This window comes from Flavisolibacter tropicus (assembly GCF_001644645.1).
In the GTDB taxonomy this organism is placed as follows: Bacteria; Bacteroidota; Bacteroidia; order Chitinophagales; family Chitinophagaceae; genus Flavisolibacter; species Flavisolibacter tropicus.
This window is the reverse complement of the sequence record NZ_CP011390.1, coordinates 2,759,481-2,781,362: the sequence shown is the minus strand read 5'-3', so window position 1 is coordinate 2,781,362 and position 21,882 is coordinate 2,759,481. Positions and strand designations below refer to the sequence as shown.

13 protein-coding genes are annotated in these 21,882 nt (G+C 43.9%); 7 read left to right on the top strand and 6 right to left on the bottom strand.

The window, feature by feature from the left end; translation table 11 throughout:
• Nucleotides 1-882 (bottom strand): AraC family transcriptional regulator, encoded by an 882-nt coding sequence (locus SY85_RS11675; protein ID WP_066404668.1) that lies wholly within the window; start codon nucleotides 880-882, stop codon nucleotides 1-3.
• 423 nt (nucleotides 883-1,305) lie between these two features.
• Here SY85_RS11675 and SY85_RS11670 point away from each other — a divergent pair, with 423 nt between their 5' ends.
• The 3 genes from SY85_RS11670 (at nucleotide 1,306) to SY85_RS11660 (ending at nucleotide 5,668) form a co-directional block, all read left to right on the top strand.
• Nucleotides 1,306-2,931 carry a fucose isomerase gene (locus SY85_RS11670; protein ID WP_066404666.1) on the top strand — a complete coding sequence of 542 codons (1,626 nt, stop codon included), beginning with the start codon at nucleotides 1,306-1,308 and terminating at the stop codon, nucleotides 2,929-2,931.
• 12 nt (nucleotides 2,932-2,943) lie between these two features.
• Entirely contained in the window at nucleotides 2,944-4,626 is a 1,683-nt protein-coding gene (locus SY85_RS11665) for a ribulokinase (RefSeq protein ID WP_066404661.1), read from the top strand.
• Nucleotides 4,627-4,708: 82 nt separating this feature from the next.
• The gene (locus SY85_RS11660) at nucleotides 4,709-5,668 is read left to right on the top strand and encodes a D-2-hydroxyacid dehydrogenase (RefSeq protein ID WP_066404659.1); all 960 of its coding nucleotides are present in this window, start codon (nucleotides 4,709-4,711) and stop codon (nucleotides 5,666-5,668) included.
• Between the two features lie 154 nt (nucleotides 5,669-5,822).
• On the opposite strand, the gene SY85_RS11655 is transcribed toward SY85_RS11660, so the two are convergent.
• Nucleotides 5,823-6,614, bottom strand: a complete 792-nt coding sequence (locus SY85_RS11655; RefSeq protein WP_066404657.1) for a DUF4249 domain-containing protein — start codon at nucleotides 6,612-6,614, stop codon at nucleotides 5,823-5,825.
• A 4-nt stretch (nucleotides 6,615-6,618) separates the two neighbouring features.
• Nucleotides 6,619-8,955, bottom strand: a complete 2,337-nt coding sequence (locus tag SY85_RS11650; RefSeq protein ID WP_066409644.1) for a TonB-dependent receptor — start codon at nucleotides 8,953-8,955, stop codon at nucleotides 6,619-6,621.
• 411 nt (nucleotides 8,956-9,366) lie between these two features.
• Between SY85_RS11650 and SY85_RS11645 the strand changes: the two genes are divergently transcribed.
• Nucleotides 9,367-10,776: a sugar porter family MFS transporter gene (locus SY85_RS11645; protein WP_071890986.1), complete on the top strand. Its 1,410-nt coding sequence runs from the start codon at nucleotides 9,367-9,369 to the stop codon at nucleotides 10,774-10,776.
• 82 nt (nucleotides 10,777-10,858) lie between these two features.
• On the opposite strand, the gene SY85_RS11640 is transcribed toward SY85_RS11645, so the two are convergent.
• The 3 genes from SY85_RS11640 to SY85_RS11630 form a co-directional block, all read right to left on the bottom strand.
• Nucleotides 10,859-12,322: a glycoside hydrolase family 30 protein gene (locus SY85_RS11640; RefSeq protein WP_066404655.1), complete on the bottom strand. Its 1,464-nt coding sequence runs from the start codon at nucleotides 12,320-12,322 to the stop codon at nucleotides 10,859-10,861.
• Between the two features lie 38 nt (nucleotides 12,323-12,360).
• Nucleotides 12,361-13,803 (bottom strand): glycoside hydrolase family 30 protein, encoded by a 1,443-nt coding sequence (locus SY85_RS11635; protein ID WP_066404653.1) that lies wholly within the window; start codon nucleotides 13,801-13,803, stop codon nucleotides 12,361-12,363.
• A gap of 91 nt (nucleotides 13,804-13,894) precedes the next feature.
• Nucleotides 13,895-15,250: a vanadium-dependent haloperoxidase gene (locus SY85_RS11630; protein WP_066404652.1), complete on the bottom strand. Its 1,356-nt coding sequence runs from the start codon at nucleotides 15,248-15,250 to the stop codon at nucleotides 13,895-13,897.
• A gap of 1,035 nt (nucleotides 15,251-16,285) precedes the next feature.
• Between SY85_RS11630 and SY85_RS11625 the strand changes: the two genes are divergently transcribed.
• Genes SY85_RS11625 through SY85_RS11615 form a run of 3 tightly spaced genes read left to right on the top strand, consistent with a single transcriptional unit; the run spans nucleotide 16,286 to nucleotide 21,855 of the window.
• Complete coding sequence (locus SY85_RS11625; RefSeq protein WP_066404651.1) at nucleotides 16,286-19,456, top strand: SusC/RagA family TonB-linked outer membrane protein; 3,171 nt, start codon at nucleotides 16,286-16,288, stop codon at nucleotides 19,454-19,456.
• A gap of 28 nt (nucleotides 19,457-19,484) precedes the next feature.
• Nucleotides 19,485-21,002 carry a RagB/SusD family nutrient uptake outer membrane protein gene (locus SY85_RS11620; protein ID WP_066404650.1) on the top strand — a complete coding sequence of 506 codons (1,518 nt, stop codon included), beginning with the start codon at nucleotides 19,485-19,487 and terminating at the stop codon, nucleotides 21,000-21,002.
• Between the two features lie 31 nt (nucleotides 21,003-21,033).
• Nucleotides 21,034-21,855: a LamG domain-containing protein gene (locus tag SY85_RS11615; protein ID WP_082886390.1), complete on the top strand. Its 822-nt coding sequence runs from the start codon at nucleotides 21,034-21,036 to the stop codon at nucleotides 21,853-21,855.
• Nucleotides 21,856-21,882: the final 27 nt, after the last annotated feature.

Sequence of the window (21,882 nt, the reverse complement as noted above, 5' to 3'; positions counted from 1 at the left end):
TTAGGCATTTACCGGCATTTTTAAATACTCCCTTTTGTACTCTAAAGGTGTTAATGAAGTAATGTTTTTAAAGTGCCTGTAGAAATTAGAGATGTTATTAAAGCCGCACTGAAAACAAATCAGTTCTGTTGGAAGCCGGTCTTCAATCAATAGCCGGCAGGCATGACTGATACGGATCTCTGTTAAAAAATCATTGTAGGTCTTATTGGTCATTTGTTTGAAATAGCGGCAAAACGAAGTAACGCTTAAGTTGCTGATGGAGGCTATTTCTTCAAGGGTAATGTTTTTCTTGTAATTGGCCAGCGTATAGGCGCAAACTGTATTCAATCGTTGTGTTTCTACATCGTCTGATTTATAAAAGGCATGTGGTGAAGAAATTGAATGGTAGTCTTTTGATTCCGCCAGTATTTTAATAATGGAGAGCAGTAGTATAATGCGGTCAAGATTGGTGGCTTGCAATGCGGCAAACATTAACTCGCCAATTTTCTCTTTTGATTTGCCGCCCAGTACCATGCCTCTCTTTGCTTTTTCTAGCAGTTTTGGAATGAGGTAAGCCTCAGGCAGGCTTAAGAAATCTTTGCCCAGGCAAGTAGGTAAGAACTGTAGTACAATGGCTTCCACTTGCAGGTTGGAGGCCTCCTGGAAATATTCCTCTTTACACCGCCAGGTATGGGGCAGGTTCTGACCCATAAATAAGATCTCGCCCGGTGAGAAGTTGCTGATATTATCACCAATGAAGCGAACCCCTTCGCCTTTAATAACATAATGCAGTTCCAATTCTGGATGCAAGTGCCAGGTTGTTGGAAAACAGCGCTGTACGTCGTGGCGGATACTGAATGAGCTTTGCAAGCTCACAGGAACTTTGTGAAAATGTGGCTTCATAAGTGCTTGAATACGATCTTTTTAAAAATGTTACAGGCAGATCAGGGGCTTTGTTTATTACAACCCCTATAGCATACACAAGAACGAGGTGCCGGTAGTAGCAGATCACCGCCTTTTTAAATATACTGGATTATTTAATATGATGGAACCAGCTTATGATAAGATCGTATAGTAAGTTGGTAAAAACAGGTAGAAATCCCCTTAGCATTCCTAGGATATTTGTAAGAATACACTCCCTCACTTGTGTTCAATAGATGGAACTTCTAAATGTTCTATACGAGTGGGCGAAAGCTTGCAAACGATGTTGCTATACGGATGGCTTGCTATCTCTTTTAGAGAACGCTTCTGGCGTTTTAATCCTTCCGGTTCAACAACCTTTTGCTGTTAGTATCAATTATTCAACTTTTTTAATACACATCTACCATGTTTAAAGAAAATGAGGTTTTACTGGTTGCCAGTGGCGATTTGCGACTTTCCGCCAATCAAAGTTGTTGGGCTGCCCAGGAAGAAATGGAATTACAATTGGCCCGCGCTTTTGAAATGCAAGGCTGGACCATTAAACGGGCTCACGCATATGATCCGGTAAAAAAGCATGGTTTCATTGACTCTCAGAGAATGGGAATTGAGGCGTTTAAAAACATCAACCCTCATCAGCCTATTGTGGTGGCTGAAAGTGTTTGGCAGTATACCCATCATGTGTTAGCAGGCTTGTCTACGCACAAGGGCCCCATTCTTACCGTAGCAAATTGGAGCGGCATGTGGCCAGGATTGGTAGGTATGTTAAATATGAATGGCTCACTGACAAAAGCAGGCGTTGAATACAGCACGCTGTGGAGTGAAACCTTTGATGATCCCTTTTTTGTAAATGGTTTACAGGAATGGTTAGACACTGGTGTTATCAAGCATGATCAGAGCCATGTAGTTAGCTATGACTTAGTAAAGATACCTGGAGAGGAAGAGCATAAAGGCCGCTCATTTGCTCAGCGCCTGAAACACAATAAAGCCATAATGGGCGTTTTTGATGAGGGTTGTATGGGTATGTATAATGCCATTGTGCCTGATGCACTATTACATGATGTTGGCATATTCAAAGAACGCTTGAGCCAGGCTACTTTATATGCGCGTATGCTGAGCGTAAAAGATGAAGAAGCTGCCGCAGTACTGGACTGGCTGGTGCAAAAGGGTATGCGCTTTAATTGGGGAACCAATGGTGCTGAAGAATTGACAAAAGAACAAACGCTGGAGCAGTGTAAAATGTATATCGCGGCCTTACGTATTGCCGACGAGTTTGGCTGTGATACGATCGGTATTCAATACCAGCAAGGGTTAAAAGATCTAACAGTAGCCAGTGACCTCGTAGAGGGCTTATTGAACAACCAGGAACGTCCACCTGCGTTTTCAGAAGATGGCAGATTGCTATACGCCAATGAAGCGATGCCGCACTTCAATGAAGTAGATGAATGTGCCGGTATTGATGCCTTAGTGACGTATCATCTATGGCGCGAGATGGGTATGCCTGGAGAGAACACACTGCACGACTTGCGTTGGGGTCAACATTATAAAGGAAATGGGATTGATGCCTTTGTATGGGTATTCCTCATCTCAGGTGCAGCGCCTCCTGCACACTTTATTGATGGATATAAAGGGGCCAGTAGTGAACGTCAGCCTAGCATGTACTTCCGCTTGGGCGGTGGCAGCTTAAAAGGTGTTAGTAAGCCGGGAGCTATTGTATGGAGCCGCATTTATGTAATGGATAATCGTTTGCAGTGCGACTTGGGTGTAGGTGAAGTAGTAGCCTTACCAGAGGAGGAAACACAACGCCGTTGGCAAGAGACCACATCCCAATGGCCTATAATGCATGCGGTGCTGCATGGTGTAAGCCGGGATCAAATGATGGCCAGGCACAAGGCCAATCATATTCATGTAGTATATACTCTCGATTTGGACCAGGCACATCGCGCCTGTCGTATCAAAGCAGCTGCGCTGGCTGAACTAGGTATCGATGTTCATTTTTGTGGTGATGTAAAGTTTGGAAACGAATCATTGTAAAAAGCGTTCTTTATGAGTTCATATGTTATTGGTGTCGACTTTGGGACCGACTCGGTGCGTGCTTTATTAGTGAATGCACATACCGGCGAGGAGGTAGCTACGGCTGTACATAGCTATAAGCGGTGGGCAGAAGGGTTGTATTGTAATCCGGCGCATGCCCAATTCCGGCAACATCCGCTGGATTATATAGAAGGCTTGGAAGCATCGATTACACAAGTGCTTAGTCAGGTTTCGGATACGGTTAAGAGTGGAGTGGTGGGTATTTCTGTGGATACAACAGGATCAACGCCTGTAGCTGTGGATGAAAAGGCCACTCCCTTAGCCTTGTTGCCCGAATTTGCCGACAATCCCAATGCCATGTTTATTCTTTGGAAGGATCATACGGCCAATGAAGAAGCGCGGGAAATAAACGAACTGGCCAGGACTTGGGAAGTAGATTATACAAAATATTCCGGTGGCTTGTATTCTTCTGAATGGTTCTGGTCAAAGATCCTGCATACGATACGCATTGATGATGCGGTGGCCGCTAAGGCCTATTCCTGGCTGGAGCATTGCGATTGGATACCGGCCTTACTAACAGGAAACACAGACCCTCACTCTATCAAAAGAGGTCGTTGTGCCGCGGGCCATAAGGCCATGTGGCATGAGGAGTTTGGCGGGCTGCCGTCGGACAAATTTTTGTCGGCTTTGGATTTTCGCATGAAAGGACTTCGTTCTCGTCTATATACCGAAACCTATACTTCCGATCATGCAGCAGGTACATTGTCTGCTGAATGGAGTAGGCGGTTAGGGTTATCTGAAAACGTAGTTGTAGGTGTAGGTGCCATCGATGCGCATTTTGGTGCTGTTGGCGCTAAGATCGAACCCTTCCATTTGGTAAAGGTGATGGGCACATCTACCTGCGATATGTTGATTGCTCCCACATCTCTTTTTGAAGGTATTTGCATAAAAGGAATTTGTGGACAGGTAGACGGCTCTATTATTCCGGGCATGTTGGCTATGGAGGCCGGACAATCGGCCTATGGCGATCTCTTTCAATGGTTCAGTCAGTTACTGTCATTTCCTGTAAGAACGCTTTTTGGTGATACGTTGCCTAAAGGCATGATTGATAAAATGATTGCACAAATATTGCCAACACTGAATGATAAAGCAGCCACTCTACCAGTAACAGCTTCCGATGCCGTGGCGCTTGATTGGATCAATGGTCGCCGTACACCAGATGTGGACCTGGATATGAAGTGTATGATTTCTGGAATACATCTTGGAACGGATGCGGTGAGTATATATAAGACGTTGGTAGAGGCTACTGCATTTGGATCAAAAGCCATTGTGGAGCGTTATGAAGAAGAAGGTGTGACGATCAGCAAAGTGATTGCCTTAGGCGGCCTATCAAAGAAAGCGGCCTTTGTAATGCAAACGCTTGCCAATATCCTTGAGCTGCCCATCGCTGTTGTAAAAAGTGAACAAGCATGTGCCTTGGGGGCAGCTATGTTTGCGGCTACGGCAGCTGGTGTGTATCCTGCAATAGGAGATGCGCAAGCTGCCATGCATTCAGGCTATGAAAAAGAATACTATCCTGAAGAAAATAAGCGTGCTGTTTACCAGGAATTATACAAGAAGTATAAAGATCTGGGGGCTTTTGCAAAGAAGAATAAGCATCAAAAGAAAACCAATGCAACGGAGTCGGTTAATTAGGATATTGATCTTTCGTTTGTATGGATATGAAATGAATAACGTTTAGGAATGTCGTTTCTTTGGAAAAGATCAAAATAGTAATATGAAGATAGTTGTGTTGGATGGCTATACCTTAAATCCGGGTGATCTGGATGGGTCGGCCTTGCAATCCTTAGGTGATGTGACCATTCACGATCGAACACCGGCTGATAAGGTTTTAGAACGCGCTCAAATGGCGGAAATACTGGTGACCAATAAAACCGTATTGAATGCAAGTCATATTCAGCAGTTGCCACAGTTGAAGTATATAGGCGTTTTAGCTACTGGTTATAATGTGGTTGATGTGGAAGCGGCCAAACAGAAAAGCATCCCCGTGACCAATGTACCAGGTTATAGTTCGGCATCGGTGGCTCAATTAACCTTTGCCTTGATCCTGGAGCTTTGTCATCATGTACAAAAACATAGCGATAGTGTCAGAGAAGGGAAGTGGTCTCAATCGAAGGATTTTTGTTTTTGGGATTATCCCTTGATCGAACTGGCAGGGAAAACCATTGGTATTATTGGTATGGGAGATATTGGCTCACAGGTTGCCGATATTTCAACAGCCTTTGGAATGAATATCATTGGTGCCAGCCGAACGCAAAAAGGACAAACACATCGAACAAACTTTAGATGGGCATCTATAGAGGGGTTGTTGGATCAATCGGATATCGTAAGCTTGCATACGCCGTTGGTAGCTGAAACCAAAGGGTTGATCAATCGGAGCAACCTGCAACGGATGAAGCGTTCAGCTTTTTTGATCAACACCTCCCGGGGACCATTAGTGATGGATAAAGATTTAGCTGATGCCTTGAATACGGGTGTGATTGCTGGTGCTGGTATTGATGTACTGTCCATGGAGCCGCCATCGGCAGACAACCCGTTGCTGTCTGCTAAAAACTGTATCATCACACCTCATATTGCGTGGGCTACAAAAGAAGCAAGGACCCGGTTGATGGATGTGGCTGTAAAAAACATAGCTGCATTTTTGGAGGGGAAACCGGTTAATGTAGTGAACGCATAATTATAGGTATCGAATAAACCCATAGGTCTTCTTTTTCATAAGCAAAAGGCGACACTAGTGAAAAATAGAAGCCCTCTGTATAAACAGAGGGCTTTAATCATAACTAAACAATATGGAATTGTGTATCTATTGCCGTTTTGCTATTTACAATGACTTATTCTACTGTTACCGTTTTAGAGGTGGTAGCCTGTGCACTGAAGTAGCCTAAGGCACCGCCATTAATATTGCTCTCCGGGTTAGCAGGAGAAGCTGAATTGCCATCGCCTGTAGCACTTTGCGATAGGGTAAGCCAAAACTTATAAACGGCGGCATCGATGGATAGCAGTTCTACGCGTATCTGGTCGCCTACTTTAAGTTTATCGTTGTCGCGGCCATATAAGGAGTTGGTAATTTTCTTTCCGTTAGAGATGTCGTCATTCTGCAGAAATACATCTTTTCCTTTTACACCATTTACGTATTGTACGTACCGGTAGGCATTTCCTTTTTCTACTGGATCCATGATTGCCACATTGGCATAATACATCTTCTCATTGGTAAAGTTCATTGACGAAACATAAAGACTGTCTATCGAAACGGGTTGCGGCATTTGAGAGGTGGCGCTAAAGGTTTTGCCACCAATGTTTACCTGCAGACTATAACGCTTGCCGGGTACACCTATTAAGCTGCTTTGATACACACCCGTGCTGGTTTCTGTTAAAGTGGTTGCTGTCCCATTTTCATCTGTGATTTTTACTTGTGCGCTGGTTACACCTGCAAAGCTGTTGGTCTCGCTAATGGACTTCGTTTTTGATATCTTCACCTGGCAGCCTTCTGCCTCGTTGGTGATTATGCCTTCGATGACGTATTGTTTATCAGCATCAGCCACACTTACATCAATGACCTTTTCACAAGAGCTCAAAAAGAGTACAGAAAGTATGGTGATAAAGAAGTATAGTATATAGTTCATGGTCTTAGAATTTAAAGTTGTAAGAAATGGAAGGCACGTATTTGAAAAGCGTGGTTTGTACCGCTTCGGTCTTCTCCGGGTTGTCTTCACTTTCCCGGAAGTTGATGGTGTACGCATTCTCCCGGCCATACGCATTGTAAAGACTAAAGCTTAACTCGGAAGAATAGCGACCTCTCTTTTTTAGTTGCTTGGTAGCACCTAAGTCCAGGCGGTGATAGTTGGGCATACGGTACCCATTGCGTTCAGTATAGTAGAAAACTACACGGTCATCAACGGTGTATTTTCCGGTAGGGAAGGTAACGGCATCACCAGTGTAGAAGATCCAGTTGGCCGAAAGTGTCCACTTGTCATTGAGTTTATAGGAACCTACAATGGCAATATCATGCGTGCGGTCCTGGCGGGCATTGAACCACTTATTGTTGTTGATGCCATCGAATTTTCGCTCTGTTTTGGAAAGGGTATAGCTGATCCAGCCATTGAAGCGGCCTTCTTTTTTCTTCAAAAGCCACTCGATGCCATACGCTCTTCCCTTCCCAAACAGCAATTGTGATTCAATCGCATCATTGGTATAGATGTCAGCGCCATTGCGGTAGTCAATTTGATTTTGCATGTCCTTATAGTAGGCCTCAATCGTTAGCTCATATTGGTTGGCCGCCAGGTTCTTATAATAACCCACCGATACCTGGTCCGACACTTCGGGTTTAATGATATTTGAACTGGCTACCCATTTATCTGTGGGGCTGGTTGTAGTGGAATTAGAGACCAGGTGCAGGTTCTGCACATTACGTACATAGGCTGCTTTTATGGATGATGAGGCATTCAATAGATAGCTTGCCGCTATGCGGGGTTCTGCGTTTACATAGGTCTTTACAATCTCTCCTTTATTATAACTCATGGTATCGATTACCTTCCCATTGTTGTCAATTGTATAATAGTTGCCCTCACCCAATACACTGAATGCTGTAGTGCGCAAGCCATAGGTAAGATTGAGCTTATCGGAGGCCTTCCAGGTATTAGAGATATAAGCAGCGTTTTCCCAGGCGCGTCTTTTTTGTAAGAAGAAGTCATCGATTTCGGAAGTTTGAGAAGCCCTTACTTCGCCAGGTCGAATGATATGGTAAACGGAGTTGAAGCCAAAGCGAATGGTGTTGCGGCTGCCCGCAAACCACTGGTAGTCCTGTTTCAGGTTGAGATCGCGAATCTGGGAGAAGATGGTGAAGTCGTTCGCTTCATTTTTGATATTGATCTTATAGTTGTAATTGCTGAAAATAAGCGAGGTGTTCACAAACAACTTGCTGTTGAACAAGTGGTTCCAGCGCAATGTGCCGGTACCATTGCCCCAGTTGATGCCAAACTTGTCCTGGAAGCCCAGTACATCGCGGCCAAAATAACCAGAGAGGTACAGATGATCGTTTTTCCCCAGTTTGTAATTCAGCTTGGTATTCAGATCATAGAAATACAATTTGTTCTTGTTAATGGTAGAATCAGGCGACAGTTTTAAAAACAGGTCGGCATAGGTTCTTCTGGCAGAAACCAGGAAAGAAGATTTATCTTTTTGAATCGGGCCTTCTACATTCAGCTTGGAAGAGATCAGGCCAATGCCGCCGCTAACGTCGTAGTCTTTGTTATTGCCTTCATTCATTTTGATATCCAGTACGGAAGAAAGACGCCCGCCATACTGGGCTGGCATGCCGCCTTTGTATACCGCTATGTCTTTGATAGCATCTGAATTGAAAGTGGAAAAGAAACCCAGTAAATGCGATGCATTATAAACAGTGGCTTCATCTAACAAAATAAGATTTTGGTCTGCCGCTCCACCACGTACAAAAAAGCCACTGCCACCTTCTCCAGCCGATTTGATGCCAGGAAGTAGTTGTATGGTCTTTAATACATCGCGTTCACCTAGCAAAACAGGGAGATTCTTGATTTCACTGATGCTTAATCGCTCAACGCCCATTTGAGGATTGCTTAAGCTACGTGTACTTTTTTTGGCCACCACTACTACGCCTTCCAGATCCTGTTCCTTGTTTGCTAAACTGATGTCTTGTGATTGGTTCTTATCCAGCGTCAGTGTAATGGTTTGCATAGCTAATCCCACTGCTGAATACTCAAGGGTATACGTTCCTTTTGATAAAGTGAGAGAGTAAAAGCCATATTCATTTGTGAACGTGGCTGCATTTCTTCCTTTTACAGTTATTGTGGCACTTGGTAGTTTTTCGCCAGTTCGTTGCGCTGTAACTGTTCCACTAAGAGTGAACTTCTCCTGCGCAAGAGCCGGAACGGCTAATAGTGAGAAAAATAACAAGTAAAAGAGAATCGTCAGTTTTGGTCTTCTTTTCATAAATCCGTGTTTTAACATAGCAGTAGGTTTAATCCGCCGCAAAAGTAGTTGCGTTAACAGAGCAGCTTGTTATATAATTATTAAAAGAGTTTATATAATTCAGGATTTGGCTGTAGGTAAAGTGTCAACATTTATAAAGGAACATAGCGTGAAGAGATATCAAATAGGTGTATGGGACAGCGGGTAATGCTTTTTGTGCGGAATTATTACTGGATCAATACGCTTCCTTTTATGACTCCTTATCCTAAAAAAGAGACTATGTGACTTCTTACAAAAGGGCTGTTTATGTAAGCATTATTAGCTAACTAACTACATCATATTCAATTATAATTACCTTTTTTTGATGGGTTCAGATAGAATAGTAAAACAACGCACTGTTTATCCGCTTACCCAACTTATAAATTACAAAGTATGTTTACTGAAGCAAATCAAGCTACCCGGGCGGTTCTGGAAAAAAATACATCGGCCGGTGCAGCAGGCTATCTTATGCGCATTTCCCTCACAGCTGCATTGGCGGGATTTATTTTCGGCTTTGATACCGTTGTTATTTCCGGCGCCAACTTGCCTATTAAGGAACTTTGGCACACATCTCCTTGGTTTCACGGTTTCTTTATTATGTCAATGGCTTTATGGGGGACAGTATTAGGTGCTATTTTTGGTGGGATACCAACAGATAAGTATGGGAGAAAGAACGTGCTGATTTGGATTGGTATTCTATTCTCGCTTTCTGCTGTGGGTACAGCATTGGCCCCTGACCCTTACAGTTTTTCTTTTTTTCGTTTTATTGGTGGCATCGGGATTGGTGTTTCTTCTGTGACAGCACCTACTTATATCTCTGAAATTTCTACGCCTGCCAACCGCGGACGATTAGTAGCACTCTATCAATTCAATATTGTTTTTGGAATACTGTTGGCTTTTCTCTCTAATTATTTATTAAAAGGAGTGGGTGGTGCCGATGACTGGCGTTATATGCTGGGTGTTTTGGCAATTCCTGCTATCATATATTCTTTACTGGTGGTTGGAATACCCGAAAGTCCGCGCTGGCTCATAGCAAAAAAGAACAAAAGCAGTCAGGCTAAACAGGTATTGTCTAAGTTAGGCATTGTGGATGTAGATGCTGAGGTGACAACGATTGTAAAGAGCCATCAGCATGAAGCTGCAACTGGTCACAGCAAGAACCTATTGGATCGAAAATACCGCAAGGTCATGTGGTTGGCGTTTTTAGTGGCATTCTTTAACCAATGGTCGGGCATCAACTTTATCTTGTACTATGCACCAGAGATTTTAGAACGGGCAGGCCTTGCTGCTAAAGATTCGCTTTTTAATTCAATCGCCATTGGCGGCACCAATCTTATATTCACCTTCTTAGGCTTATACCTTATTGATAAATTAGGAAGAAAGACGTTGTTGGTTATTGGATCACTGGGCTATATAATAAGTCTTGCTGCTGTTGCCTGGTGTTTTGCAGACAATGCCAGTGCCGGCGTGTTAATGACATTTTTGCTCCTGTTTATTGCTTCACACGCCATTGGCCAAGGTGCGGTGATCTGGGTGTTCATCGCTGAAATATTCCCCAACAACGTAAGAGCTTTAGGACAATCATTCGGGGCGTCAGTACACTGGGTATTTGCCGCTTTGATTACCTTGATCACACCAGTTTTTTTGGATGGAGAGAACGGCATTTTTAAAGATAATCCCTGGCCCATTTTCGCTTTTCTTGCCTTTATGATGGCTTTGCAGTTAGTGTGGGTGTTAACCAAAGTGCCGGAAACAAAGGGCGTTTCACTGGAAGTTTTGGAGAAGCAATTGGTAAAACAGTAATACGAACGCGTTAGCACAATTGTCTTTATAAAAAAGCGTCCCGCTACAACGGGACGCTTTTTTATAAAGAAGTATCTAAAAATTAAAATACAAACGTCATAATGGAATGTGGTAGGGCCTTGGTTTGTGCCGCCTTACCAGCCACCCACAAATGAAATGGCATTTCTTTACTGGCCGTGTTCATTACCACTACTACTGTTTTGCCATCGCTGTTTTTGAACGCTGTTGTCAGTAATGGGCTTCTACTAGCCGAGCTGATGATGCGCTTAGCGCCTGGGCGAATGAACTTAGAGAAATGGCCAATATAATAGTAGGCATTTGTATAAATCAATTCGCCACTTTTGGTATTAGCATGAATGGGTGCAAAGCAAAAGTTTTTTACGTGGTTAGGGCCACCTTGTTCATCCAGCAAGACATTCCAATCTGTCCAGCCTACCGTACCATTGTTGAAGTCGTTGATCATAGACTTGCCATAACGCTCTCCTAAATCCCAATTGTTAACACTGTCCATATTGAACGGACCATTACAGCCTTCGGTGAAGAGTAGGTTTTTATCTGGATAACGTTCGGCTACTCTTTTCAGGTTTTCAAAAACCTGGTCAGCGCCACTCCAGTCTTCATACCAGTGATATCCTATGCCCCAAGCGTATTTAGCGGCTTCCGGATCATCTAAAAGGGTGCTGCTTCGCTGATAGATCAGGTCGCGGTTGTGGTCCCATACAATGATCTTTTTATTGCCTAGGCCATCTTTCTTTAAGGTGGGTCCCAGGTATTTTTTCAAAAAGTCTCTTTCCTCTTCTGCCGTGAAGATGCAAGACTCCCAGGTTTGTTTGGCCATGGGTTCGTTTTGAATGGTAAGTCCCCATACAGGAATACCTTCTTTCTCGTAGGCTTTAATAAACCTGGTATAATAGTTCGCCCAGGTTTGATAATACTCTTTCTTTAGTTTGCCACCTTGCAGCATGGTGTTATTGTCTTTCATCCAAGCTGGCGGGCTCCAGGGGCTGGCAAACAATGTCAGCTTGCCACCGGCTGCTGCGATCGCTTGCTTGATAAAAGGAATGCGATACTGCTTGTCGTGATCAACACTAAAAGAGCTAAGGCTTTTATCACCGTCGGCCACATAGGTATAACTACCGCTGGAGAAGTCGCAACTATGAATGTTGGTGCGGGCCAGTGTATAGCCGATACCCTTTGTAGGGTGGTAGTAGGCTTGCAAAAATTCCTGTTGCTTTTCTTTCGGAAGCTTTGCAAAGGTTTCAGCTGAGGCATCAGTTAATGCGCCTCCTATGCCCATGAATGTTTGGAAAGACTTGGTTGGATCGACAAAGATGCAGGGTTGCGTTTCCAGTGGCTGCCCAAAGTCTTTAAAGGTAAGAGTATCGGTAGTGGACAATCGAAAATTGGTGCCTAGGGCGGTGGTGTAAATAATGATTGGTTTGGCTGCCAGTTGTTTATTCTTCTCTCCGGGATCATTATCCTTATCGCGGCTTATGAATGCAAAGCCGGAGATAAAGAGTGCACTTAAAAAGATGGTTTTTTTCATGTGTTTCAATGGTTGTTTATGTTGTACGTGTTTAAGAGCTACCATACATAGGTGCCTACAGCGCCCGCAGGTAAAGAGGTGTAAGCCCACTTGTTAGCAAACTGGATATTGAAGGAGGCGCTAGCAGATCCTTCGTTTAAAACAATGAGTGCCTTTTTCCCTTCAGGTGTTTTGAATGCTACAGAGTAGAGACTGCCTACATTGCTGCTTTCAATACGAACAGAGCCTGCTGGAACAAACTTGGAAGCTTGGGCAATGATATAGTAGCTGACGTTGCGAGTGATACCGTTGCCAATGGTTAGGGCTCCTTTACACTCGGTGCAGCCGCCAGGCGTATGCGGTCCATAAGTGGGATCATTGGCCAGGTTCCACTCCAAGGCTACACGGCTCCAATTGCGCATGGTGCCGATGATGATGTTTTTGGTATGCCATTTCAGGTCGCCGTCAAATGAGCCGTTGGCGCCAGTCCACTGTTCAGTAAAGTAAATTGCCTTGTCGGGGTGGGCTTGCTGTACCTGTCCTAAGGCCGAAACATCACCACCATATAAATGGAAGGCCGATCCGTTTACAAATTGCTTTGCAGCAGCATCATTTAAAATGGCAAGTGGATAGTCGGGTCGATCCGCATTATGATCATAGACCACGATCTTGGTTTGTATGCCAGCCTGTTGGAAAGCGGGGCCCAGATGGTTTTTAATGAAGTCGGCCTGCTGCACGGCTGGCATAAGCATACTTGGATTGTTGCCGGGATGTAGTGGCTCATTTTGCGGCGTGATAGCATCGATAGTAATGCCTTCTGCCTTCATCTGCTGGATGTATTTTACAAAGTAATTTGCATACGTGCTGTAATACGCGGATTTCAGACTGCCGCCAATGGAGTTGTTATTATCCTTCATCCATATTGGTGGGGACCAAGGCGTAGCCATGATCTTGATGGAGGGGTTGATACTTAGGATCTGTTTTAATACGGGTATCAGGTGTGTTTTATCGGGTGCCAGTGAAAACTTAGCCAGGGGTTCGTCGGTTTGGCCGGCGGGTAAGTCGTTATAGCTAAAGACAGTGCCGTCAAGATCAGAGGCGCCCATACTAATGCGTAAGTAGTTAACCCCGATGGAATTGGTGTTGTTCCCAAATAACTCTTTTAGCAAGGCCTCTTTGTCGCTACCATTTAAACTATTTATCAGTTGAGCGCTACCACCGGTAAGGGTGTAGCCAAAACCATCGATCGTTTGATAGGTCTTCGTTGTGTCTACAACAATAGGAGCTACTTGGTTGTTGGTAGCGGTCAGCGCAATCTTTGCTTGTTCGCGTAACAAAAAGCTTCGATCGCCTGTAGTGATCCAGGAACTAATGCTGTCTGCTTTTGCAACTGGGTTTCCTGGTTCTGTAGGCGTGTCAGGCTGTGGTTTGTCTGCGCTGCAGGCAATAAAACCTGTTGATAGGAAACCAATACATATACATGCACGAAATAGCCTTTTCATGTGAGATGTTGAGTTTATATATTATTGTGTGTACGTAGTTTTCTAAAACGGCTTCTCTTTCACAAATCGTATATGGCGGCTTTTTTGGTGGTTAGTGGTTCGGCAAAGCGTTGGAGGCCAGTTGCTCTCCGGTCTTTTTTAACACTATTCGTTTAGTAATATAATCACCAATCTGTTTGCCCATGGTGTTCCCATCTTCCAGGTCGGCGCGGTAATGAATGCCGCCATAGAGCCGAGACCAGGAGGCTTCCATGGCTGCCTCTCTGAATGATTTAAAGCTGCGTTGCCTGATGCCAAATTCATTCAGAGAAGTGTCGGTGTAGCTAAAGTTGTCGCCAAAGAAATGGGTCATCACTTCGGCAGAGGCGGCTGAAATTACAGAGTGACCGCTTACATAAGTTGGGAAGGGCGGTGTTTGTATATAGGGCGCCCAATTGGGGTCCAGGTATTTGTTGATCACTGTTTCGGGGCGGATGCCAGCAGTCATATACTTGGTTTTCCAGCAGGCAATGAATCCGTCAAACAGTGCTATAGATGATTCCGTATAGGCGGCAACAGTGGCGTTGAAGTCGGCCTTGGCTTTTTCGGCTGCAATGCCCACAATGTTCATCCAATGGCCTGCAGGAGAAAACTTTTTCACCGAATACATAACATGACCTTTTACTTCCAGTTTGAAAGGGTTGTCGTCAAAAAAGTCGGCAATGTGTTTTTGTTCGGCGGTCAGGTTCTCGCCAGTGGTCTTTACTTCCATTACCTGTTTATAGTAGGGAGAGGTTGTGTCTTTGATGTTGAAATGTGGCGGGCCGGCAACTGTAAATTGGTTACAGGAATCCAGAACCATGGGGCGTACCTCGCACCAGTGGGGCTCAAGTCCTTGCGAGTAGGCGGGAGGGGTAGGTACCCAGCGGCCTTCTTCTGATGTAATAGTAAACCGTTCAGCTGAACGGGTTTCAGCGTAGTGATCTTTCTTACTCCAGCGCATGATAGCGCTAACGATCGAGTCCGAAAAGGTAGTGGTATTAGCTAAAACCTCACCGGACAGGCCAGCCGTTTTAGCCTGGTTGAACATTTCCTGGTAATAGTCCATCAGTACGCCTTCCGGGAAGGTAACGGCGTTGCCTACCTTAATAAAGGATAACAAGGCCGCCAGCTGGAAGTTGATCTCTTTACCGGCTTCCGGCTTTGGTAAGGGGGGAAGGTGTTTGATCTGTCCCGCTAATGATTGATAGCTACTATCACCGGCGGCTACGCATTCATATGCCGCAATATTGGCATATACATAGTTACGGGAGGCGATCATGGGAGGGAAGTTGTTGTATAAGACTACGTCATTCAGTTTCTTAACGGTTTTGCAGTACACTAAAGGGTCATTAAACGATGACGTTTTTTTGTTGGTACAGGCGTAGATTCCTAACAGTATGCCGCAGCACAAAAGGACATGTTTCATGGTTAAGGAAGTTTGATAAGGTAGCCAATAGGTGAAGATTGTAGAAATATCTACAATGGTTGTAAGCTTCCTTAAAGTTATATTAGAAAAAGATATATAGTGGGATTTCTGACGGCTGATTTGAAGATTTCTGGTTGGTGTTTTTGCGCTTTTGGTGTCACGCGGAAGCGCTGGGAGCGCAGTGGGAGGGTTTCGCACAGAGGAAAGGAGAAAAGGAGGAAGGGAATATTGAACAAGGAACAAGGAAGGATGAATATTGAAGGAAGGAAATGTTCAATGCTCAACTTTCAATACTCAATGTTCAATGAAGAGAGGACGAGGATAGGAGGAAGGTAGGAGGAGTAGTGAATGTGGAAGGCAGGTAGAGGGCTTTATCTGTGCAGATGGTACGGACTTACCTACAGAAGACCCACAGATTAGGTACAGACTAGGTACAGGAGAGGTACAAGAGACCCGCAGGTTAGTTGCAAGAGAGGAGGAAGGTTAGGGGGATTTGGATGGCCTATAAAGCCCACCGTTAGAGGTGATATAAATATGGATTACTATGTAATTACCTATTTATATGCTATATTAATGTTTTATGGGGTATGAAAATGCCGGTGTATCCTTGGCTTTTGTTGAAAACGTTTGGTTGGTACGGTTAGTTTTCGCCCGAACAATCCTATCTTATTAGGAAAAATTCCACTCTGTTAGGTTTAATACCTGGTGTGTAGAAAAAATATTACAAATAGTATTCTGTCAGTATTTACATTAATTAATAATTAATATAATTTCGTTGTACCAATACCGTTAAAAAACGATCCTTGTTGCTGTTAAGATTGCTTGCTTGTATTGCTAGTCTTGCGCGTACACTGAGATTTTAGAGGGCTTGTCTTTTTTAACATCAGCACATCCTTTATTGCGTTTCTAAGCTCGTGGCATGAAAACCATTCATGCCGAAGATATGAGCTATTTCTTCCGTCCCCTCCCTGTAAAACGACTAAGCTATTCTGTTAGCCACAGAGAATCTTTGGTTTAATCTAAATACTCACGGGAATGAAAAAAAGGGAATCTGTTTCTGTTAAGACTTCGATGGGCCTGCAGGCTTTAAGAAGACTGAAATTGGTCGGCGCTTTTCTGCTGCTGCTATGTATACAAGTAGTGGCACAACAACGAAATGTAATGGGACGAGTAACGGATGGTGCCGGGCAGGGCTTGTCTAATGTATCGGTAACGGTAAGGGGTACTACTAACGGTACAGTTACTAATGAACAAGGTAACTATACGATAACAGTGCCCAGCGATAGAAGTGTGCTGGTGTTCAGTTATGTGGGCTTTGGTACTGTAGAAGAAATGGTAAACAACCGTGGTACTGTAAACATTTCTATGAGTGCCTCAACTTCCAGCAACCTGGGTGAAGTGGTAGTGATTGGTTATGGTACAGCTAACCGAAGAGACCTGACGGGATCGGTAGCCAAGGTGAAAGGTGAAGACATTGCTATACAGCCGAACACTAACCCTCTGGCTTCTTTGCAATCAAAAGTAGCCGGTTTGCAGATTGTAAATAATGCAGAGCCGGGTTCAACACCGGATGTGCGTATCCGTGGTACCATAAGTGTGGGTACTGTACGGCCGGTATATGTAATTGACGGTATTTTCAGCGACAATATGGACTTTGTAAACCCCAATGAAATTGAAAGCATTGAGGTGTTGAAAGATCCTTCTTCCTTGGCGGTATTTGGTATTAAAGGTGCTGCTGGAGCTATATTGGTTACTACCAAAAGAGCGAAAGCTGGTCAATTCAATATCAACTTCAATACTACCTATGGCACCAAGAGCCTGGTAGATAAAATAAAGCTGGCGAATGGCGACGAGTTCAGGCAGTTATTGACTGCTGAAGCCAATAACCGCTTAGCTGATGATCCGAATGACCAGAACTTGTACAAGTTTGTCAACAACGTTGGCGGGCCTGGTTTGTCGGCCTATACTGGTAATACTGACTGGATTGATGCTGTAACGCGTAATGCCAAGTTTACGACAACCAACTTAAGTCTGGATGGAAGCAGCGACAAGAACCGCTTTCACGTAGGGCTTGGTTATACGTATGATGAAGGTTTGGTGAAACATGTTCGTTATGACCGTTTTACCATAAACCTGAATGATGAATACCGGATCAACAACAACTGGAAAATAGGGTTCAACCTGGTGGCTTCTAAAGAAAGGCTGCCTTATAACAGCGGTGCACTTGAAAACGCTCGTCGTGCATTGCCTATCATTCCATCTGAAACAACTCCTTTCTTTACCAAGAACCCTTATGGTGTAGACTCCGGCTGGTATAATTTATACGCTCAAACCCCCGTTATCCAGAACTCTGAAACCAACCCGTTGGCCACACTGGAGAACATGTATGACAAAAAGATCGATGATCGATATCGCTATGTAGGAAGTGTATTCTTAGATGTAAACATTCTGAAAGACCTGAACCTGCGTAGTACGGTTTATGCTGATATCAGCAATGAAAACAATCGTGAGTATACGCCACTCTATGATCTATATATCCCCACTAACCCTGTAGGTTCACAGATCTTCCATAAGAACGCTCTTACTGCGGTTCGGCAGGATCTGACCAATAACCGTTCTTTCCAGCAGGATCATATTCTTACGTATAAGAAAAAGTTTGGTGAACATAACCTTACAGGTACAGCTGGTTTTACAACGTATTATAAGAAATATGAGCAGGTGAGCGGTACTGTGGGGCAATCAACCACCGGCGTAAGCATTATTCCTGATGAAGAGCGCTTCTGGTACCTAAACACAGGCTTTGGTGATAAAAAGAGCATTATACCAACCACTCAGAATGAGTACACCACTGTTTCTGGCTTGGCCCGCGTATTGTATAATTTTAGAAACCGCTATTATCTGAATGCCAGTTTCCGCCGGGATGGCTCTAGCCAGATCAACCAGGATTATGACAAGAAGTTTCAGAATTTCTGGGCAGTGGGTGCTGCGTGGGAGCTGACGAAGGAAGACTTCATGGCTAACCAGAACATCTTCAACTACTTTAAGTTGAAAGCGTCTACCGGTTTGCTTGGAAACTTTACGGCACAAGGAAAAGCATATCCAGCATATCCATCCATTTCCAACAGTGCTTCTGCAGTATTTGGAAATACCAATGTGCCGGTGTTTACATCTGACTACCTGTATGATCCCAACCTACATTGGGAGACCGTAAAAAGCAGTGAGGTAGGGTTTGAGACAGACCTGCTGAAAAGCCGTCTGCATTTTGAAGCGGCCTATTATACTAAAAAGACAGAGGACTTGATCGTTCTTTTAACGCCTGTTGGTTTGAAGCAAACTCTTACCAATAGTGGTACCATTTCCAACAAAGGTTTTGAATTTACCGCTAACTGGAACCAGCAGATCAACAGGGACTTTAGTTATTCTATAGGTGGTAATCTGACTACTTATAATAACGAAGTGTTGTTCTTGCCGTTTCCACTACGGACGAATATTTCATCCAGTGAGCAAACACCCAACCAGGCTGAGACTGGTTTCCCAATTGGCTACTTCTATGGTTTGAAAGCCATTGGTATTTACCAGTCGTATACGGATATCTTAAAATCACCTGTAAGTAAAATCAATGGTGGTAATGCCAAGCCTGGTGATATCAAGTATGCCGACCTGAATGGTGATGATATTGTTGATGATAAGGATAGAACGTTCATTGGTAATCCGACACCTGACTTTACCTATGGTATAGCAGCATCTGCCCGTTATAAGGCTTTTGAATTAAATATGGACTTTGCCGGATCTTATGGTAACGAGGTATATCGTGTATGGGGTACTTCTGAACAAAAGAACTCTGTATATAACTATCCACAGAACTATATGGAAGCCTGGACGGGCCCTGGTACCTCCAGCGTAGTTCCTATTGTGAACCAAGCACATTTGATCAACCGGGCTCCATCAACCTATGGTGTTGAAGATGGTAGTTTCTTCCGTATACGTAATATAAACCTGTCTTACAATTTGGTGGGTGTACCAGCATTGAAGTTTGTAAAGAACCTGAGGCTTACAGCCGGTGTGCAGAATTTGAAAACCTGGAAGAATAACAGTGGTTACTCTCCAGAGTTTACAGGTGATGCTGCGAATTTCGGAATTGACTATGGTAATGCTGCCAGTGCGTTGCCACGCATCATCACATTTGGTTTAAACGCTAATTTCTAATTGAGTCATTACAAAATATTTGAGAACTATGAGACAAATTGGTAAACTAACAACAGGCATTGTAATGGCAGCTTTGGCTGTTACCCTACTTGGCGGTTGTAAAAAGTTTTTAGACCGCAAGCCCTTGTCGGCTAGTATTGATGACTTGCAGGGTGGTGAGTTGGAAGGACGGGTGTTGGGGCTATATGGTGCCATTCGTAACTCGAAAGTAGAACCCTTTGTAGGTGATGGTTTGCAAGGTATTGCCTATTTGGCGATGCAAGGCTTCCGCTCTGATGATGCCGAAATTACAGCTGATCCTGGAGCCTCTGCCTGGCATCAGACCTATGATAATTTCCAGTATACCAAAGACGATTGGGGTGCTGGTATGTATTGGAGTAAGCACTATGTATTTATTGGTTTGGCCAATGAAGCTTTAGCAGCGGTAGCTGAAACGACTCCAACTGCTACTACTAAGATCTATGAATCGGAAGCCAAGTTCTTCCGTGCGTATACCTATTTTGATATGGTGCGCACATTTGGTGATGTGCCCAAGATTGATTTTGTAATTACAAAACCAACAGATGCACATGTGCCTAAAGTAACAGCAGACGCCATTTATGATTTCATTGAGAGTGATCTTTCCTATGCCGTGCAAAATTTGCCACTTAGCTGGGATGCCTCTTATAGCGGACGCTTGACTGCAGGTGCTGCTAAGACCTTGTTAGCTAAAGTAAAGTTGTATCGCAAAAAGTGGAGTGATGCCTTATCTCTGACAAAAGAGGTCATTGCATCCAACCAATATGAACTGGTAAAACCTTACTACCAGATCTTTAAAACTACAGGTGAATTAAGTAAGGAATCCATCTTTGAAATTCAGGCCTCTAAATCTGCTGGTGACGGAGATACTTATTGGAGCCGTTTTGGGCAGGCGCAAGGTATAAGAGGTTCTGGTACATGGGATCTAGGTTGGGGCTGGAATACACCAACACAATCATTAGTTGATTCTTATGCTCCTGGAGACCAACGCAAGGATGCAACTATATTAGAATCAGGCAAGCCTGATGGTGGTACCAGTACAGGTGGTTATGGTTTAACCCTACCCGCTCTGGCACATACTTACTGGAATAAAAAAGTATACAACCGCTATGAGGACTACCTGGCTGCTGGCTTGGGTACCCCGAATAATGAAGCGCAGAATACCTGGATCAATCAACGCGTATTGCGCTATGCTGATGTACTGTTGATGGCAGCCGAAGCCGCCAATGAAGTAGGTGGCGCATCCAATACCAGCGACGCTATCAAATGGGTTAATATGATACGTGACAGGGCTGGATTGGCAGCCATTACTGGCACACCTACACAAGCAGAATTGCGTACCATTATTAAAAAAGAAAGAAGAGCCGAATTCGCTATGGAGTTTGAACGCTTCTTTGACCTTGTACGTTGGGGTGATGCTACTACTGTGTTGGGGCCTTTGGGTTATCAAAACAAACACCGTTACTATCCAATTCCAACAGCAGCCTTAAGCGATAATCCAAAACTTACACAAAACCCTGAATGGTAAGCCAATCAATTAACCTAACACATTTACGATCATGAAAAATAAGATAGCAAACATTTTACTAATGGCTGCAGTAGTTGCAGCTATTGGTAGTTGTCAAAAAATAGATAGGCCGGGATTGGGTGAGGTAGTAACAGATGGAGGAAAAGGTTTGCCTACTGGTTCATTACGTTTCTTTACCAGCTTTAATAAAACCGATGGTCCCAGTGCAAGGTGGAATGCTTTGGATAGTATATCTGGTAACCCCGCTTTGTTGTACCCGGTAGACTATACGGATGGTATCAATGGTAAAGCGTTTAAAGGAAAAGATAATGAGGCGGTACTTTATTTGAATGCCAATGATTTTGATAAGGCTAGCAGTTTCAGTATTGCCTTCTGGATCAAAAATGCGGCACAATCTGGTCGTACTGAGTTTCTTTTTTCGCTGGTACAACCTAACTTTAGTTGGACCAATAGTGCGGCCTTTGTACTGGTGGAAAACCAAACGGCGACTAACACTACTATGAAGTTTGGTTTGAAAGACCAATGGCTTGAAGGGACGTTCAATAAACCAATGTTTGACGGCAGTTGGCACCATATGGTCTATTCTTATGACAATGCCGCCAAGAAAATGACCTATTATTTTGATGGTCAGGAAGTAACAGGTATGACGGCTACGCAAACCAATATGAATGCCTCTGTTAATTTCACTGGGGTTACTAATTTGATCTTAGGTGGTTGGAACAAACATGCAGGGCAGAAAGGGCCTACTGATGATTGGGTGAAGTCGTTTACTGGTTCGCTTGACCAGTTTCGCATGTATGATAAGGCGTTGACAGCAACAGAGGCGCTGGCATTGTATAACAGCAAGCTCTAAATACAATTTTTGTCTTGTTGATAGACA

Bases quoted from the DNA above. Each gene is read 5' to 3' on its own strand.
- SY85_RS11665 (WP_066404661.1), top strand. From the start codon at position 2,944: ATGAGTTCATATGTTATTGGTGTCGACTTTGGGACCGACTCGGTGCGT.
- SY85_RS11635 (WP_066404653.1), bottom strand. From the start codon at position 13,803: ATGAAAAGGCTATTTCGTGCATGTATATGTATTGGTTTCCTATCAACA.
- SY85_RS11620 (WP_066404650.1), top strand. From the start codon at position 19,485: ATGAGACAAATTGGTAAACTAACAACAGGCATTGTAATGGCAGCTTTG.
- SY85_RS11640 (WP_066404655.1), bottom strand. From the start codon at position 12,322: ATGAAAAAAACCATCTTTTTAAGTGCACTCTTTATCTCCGGCTTTGCA.
- SY85_RS11650 (WP_066409644.1), bottom strand. From the start codon at position 8,955: ATGAAAAGAAGACCAAAACTGACGATTCTCTTTTACTTGTTATTTTTC.
- SY85_RS11615 (WP_082886390.1), top strand. From the start codon at position 21,034: ATGAAAAATAAGATAGCAAACATTTTACTAATGGCTGCAGTAGTTGCA.
- SY85_RS11630 (WP_066404652.1), bottom strand. From the start codon at position 15,250: ATGAAACATGTCCTTTTGTGCTGCGGCATACTGTTAGGAATCTACGCC.
- SY85_RS11645 (WP_071890986.1), top strand. From the start codon at position 9,367: ATGTTTACTGAAGCAAATCAAGCTACCCGGGCGGTTCTGGAAAAAAAT.
- SY85_RS11625 (WP_066404651.1), top strand. From the start codon at position 16,286: ATGAAAAAAAGGGAATCTGTTTCTGTTAAGACTTCGATGGGCCTGCAG.
- SY85_RS11670 (WP_066404666.1), top strand. From the start codon at position 1,306: ATGTTTAAAGAAAATGAGGTTTTACTGGTTGCCAGTGGCGATTTGCGA.
- SY85_RS11655 (WP_066404657.1), bottom strand. From the start codon at position 6,614: ATGAACTATATACTATACTTCTTTATCACCATACTTTCTGTACTCTTT.
- SY85_RS11675 (WP_066404668.1), bottom strand. From the start codon at position 882: ATGAAGCCACATTTTCACAAAGTTCCTGTGAGCTTGCAAAGCTCATTC.
- SY85_RS11660 (WP_066404659.1), top strand. From the start codon at position 4,709: ATGAAGATAGTTGTGTTGGATGGCTATACCTTAAATCCGGGTGATCTG.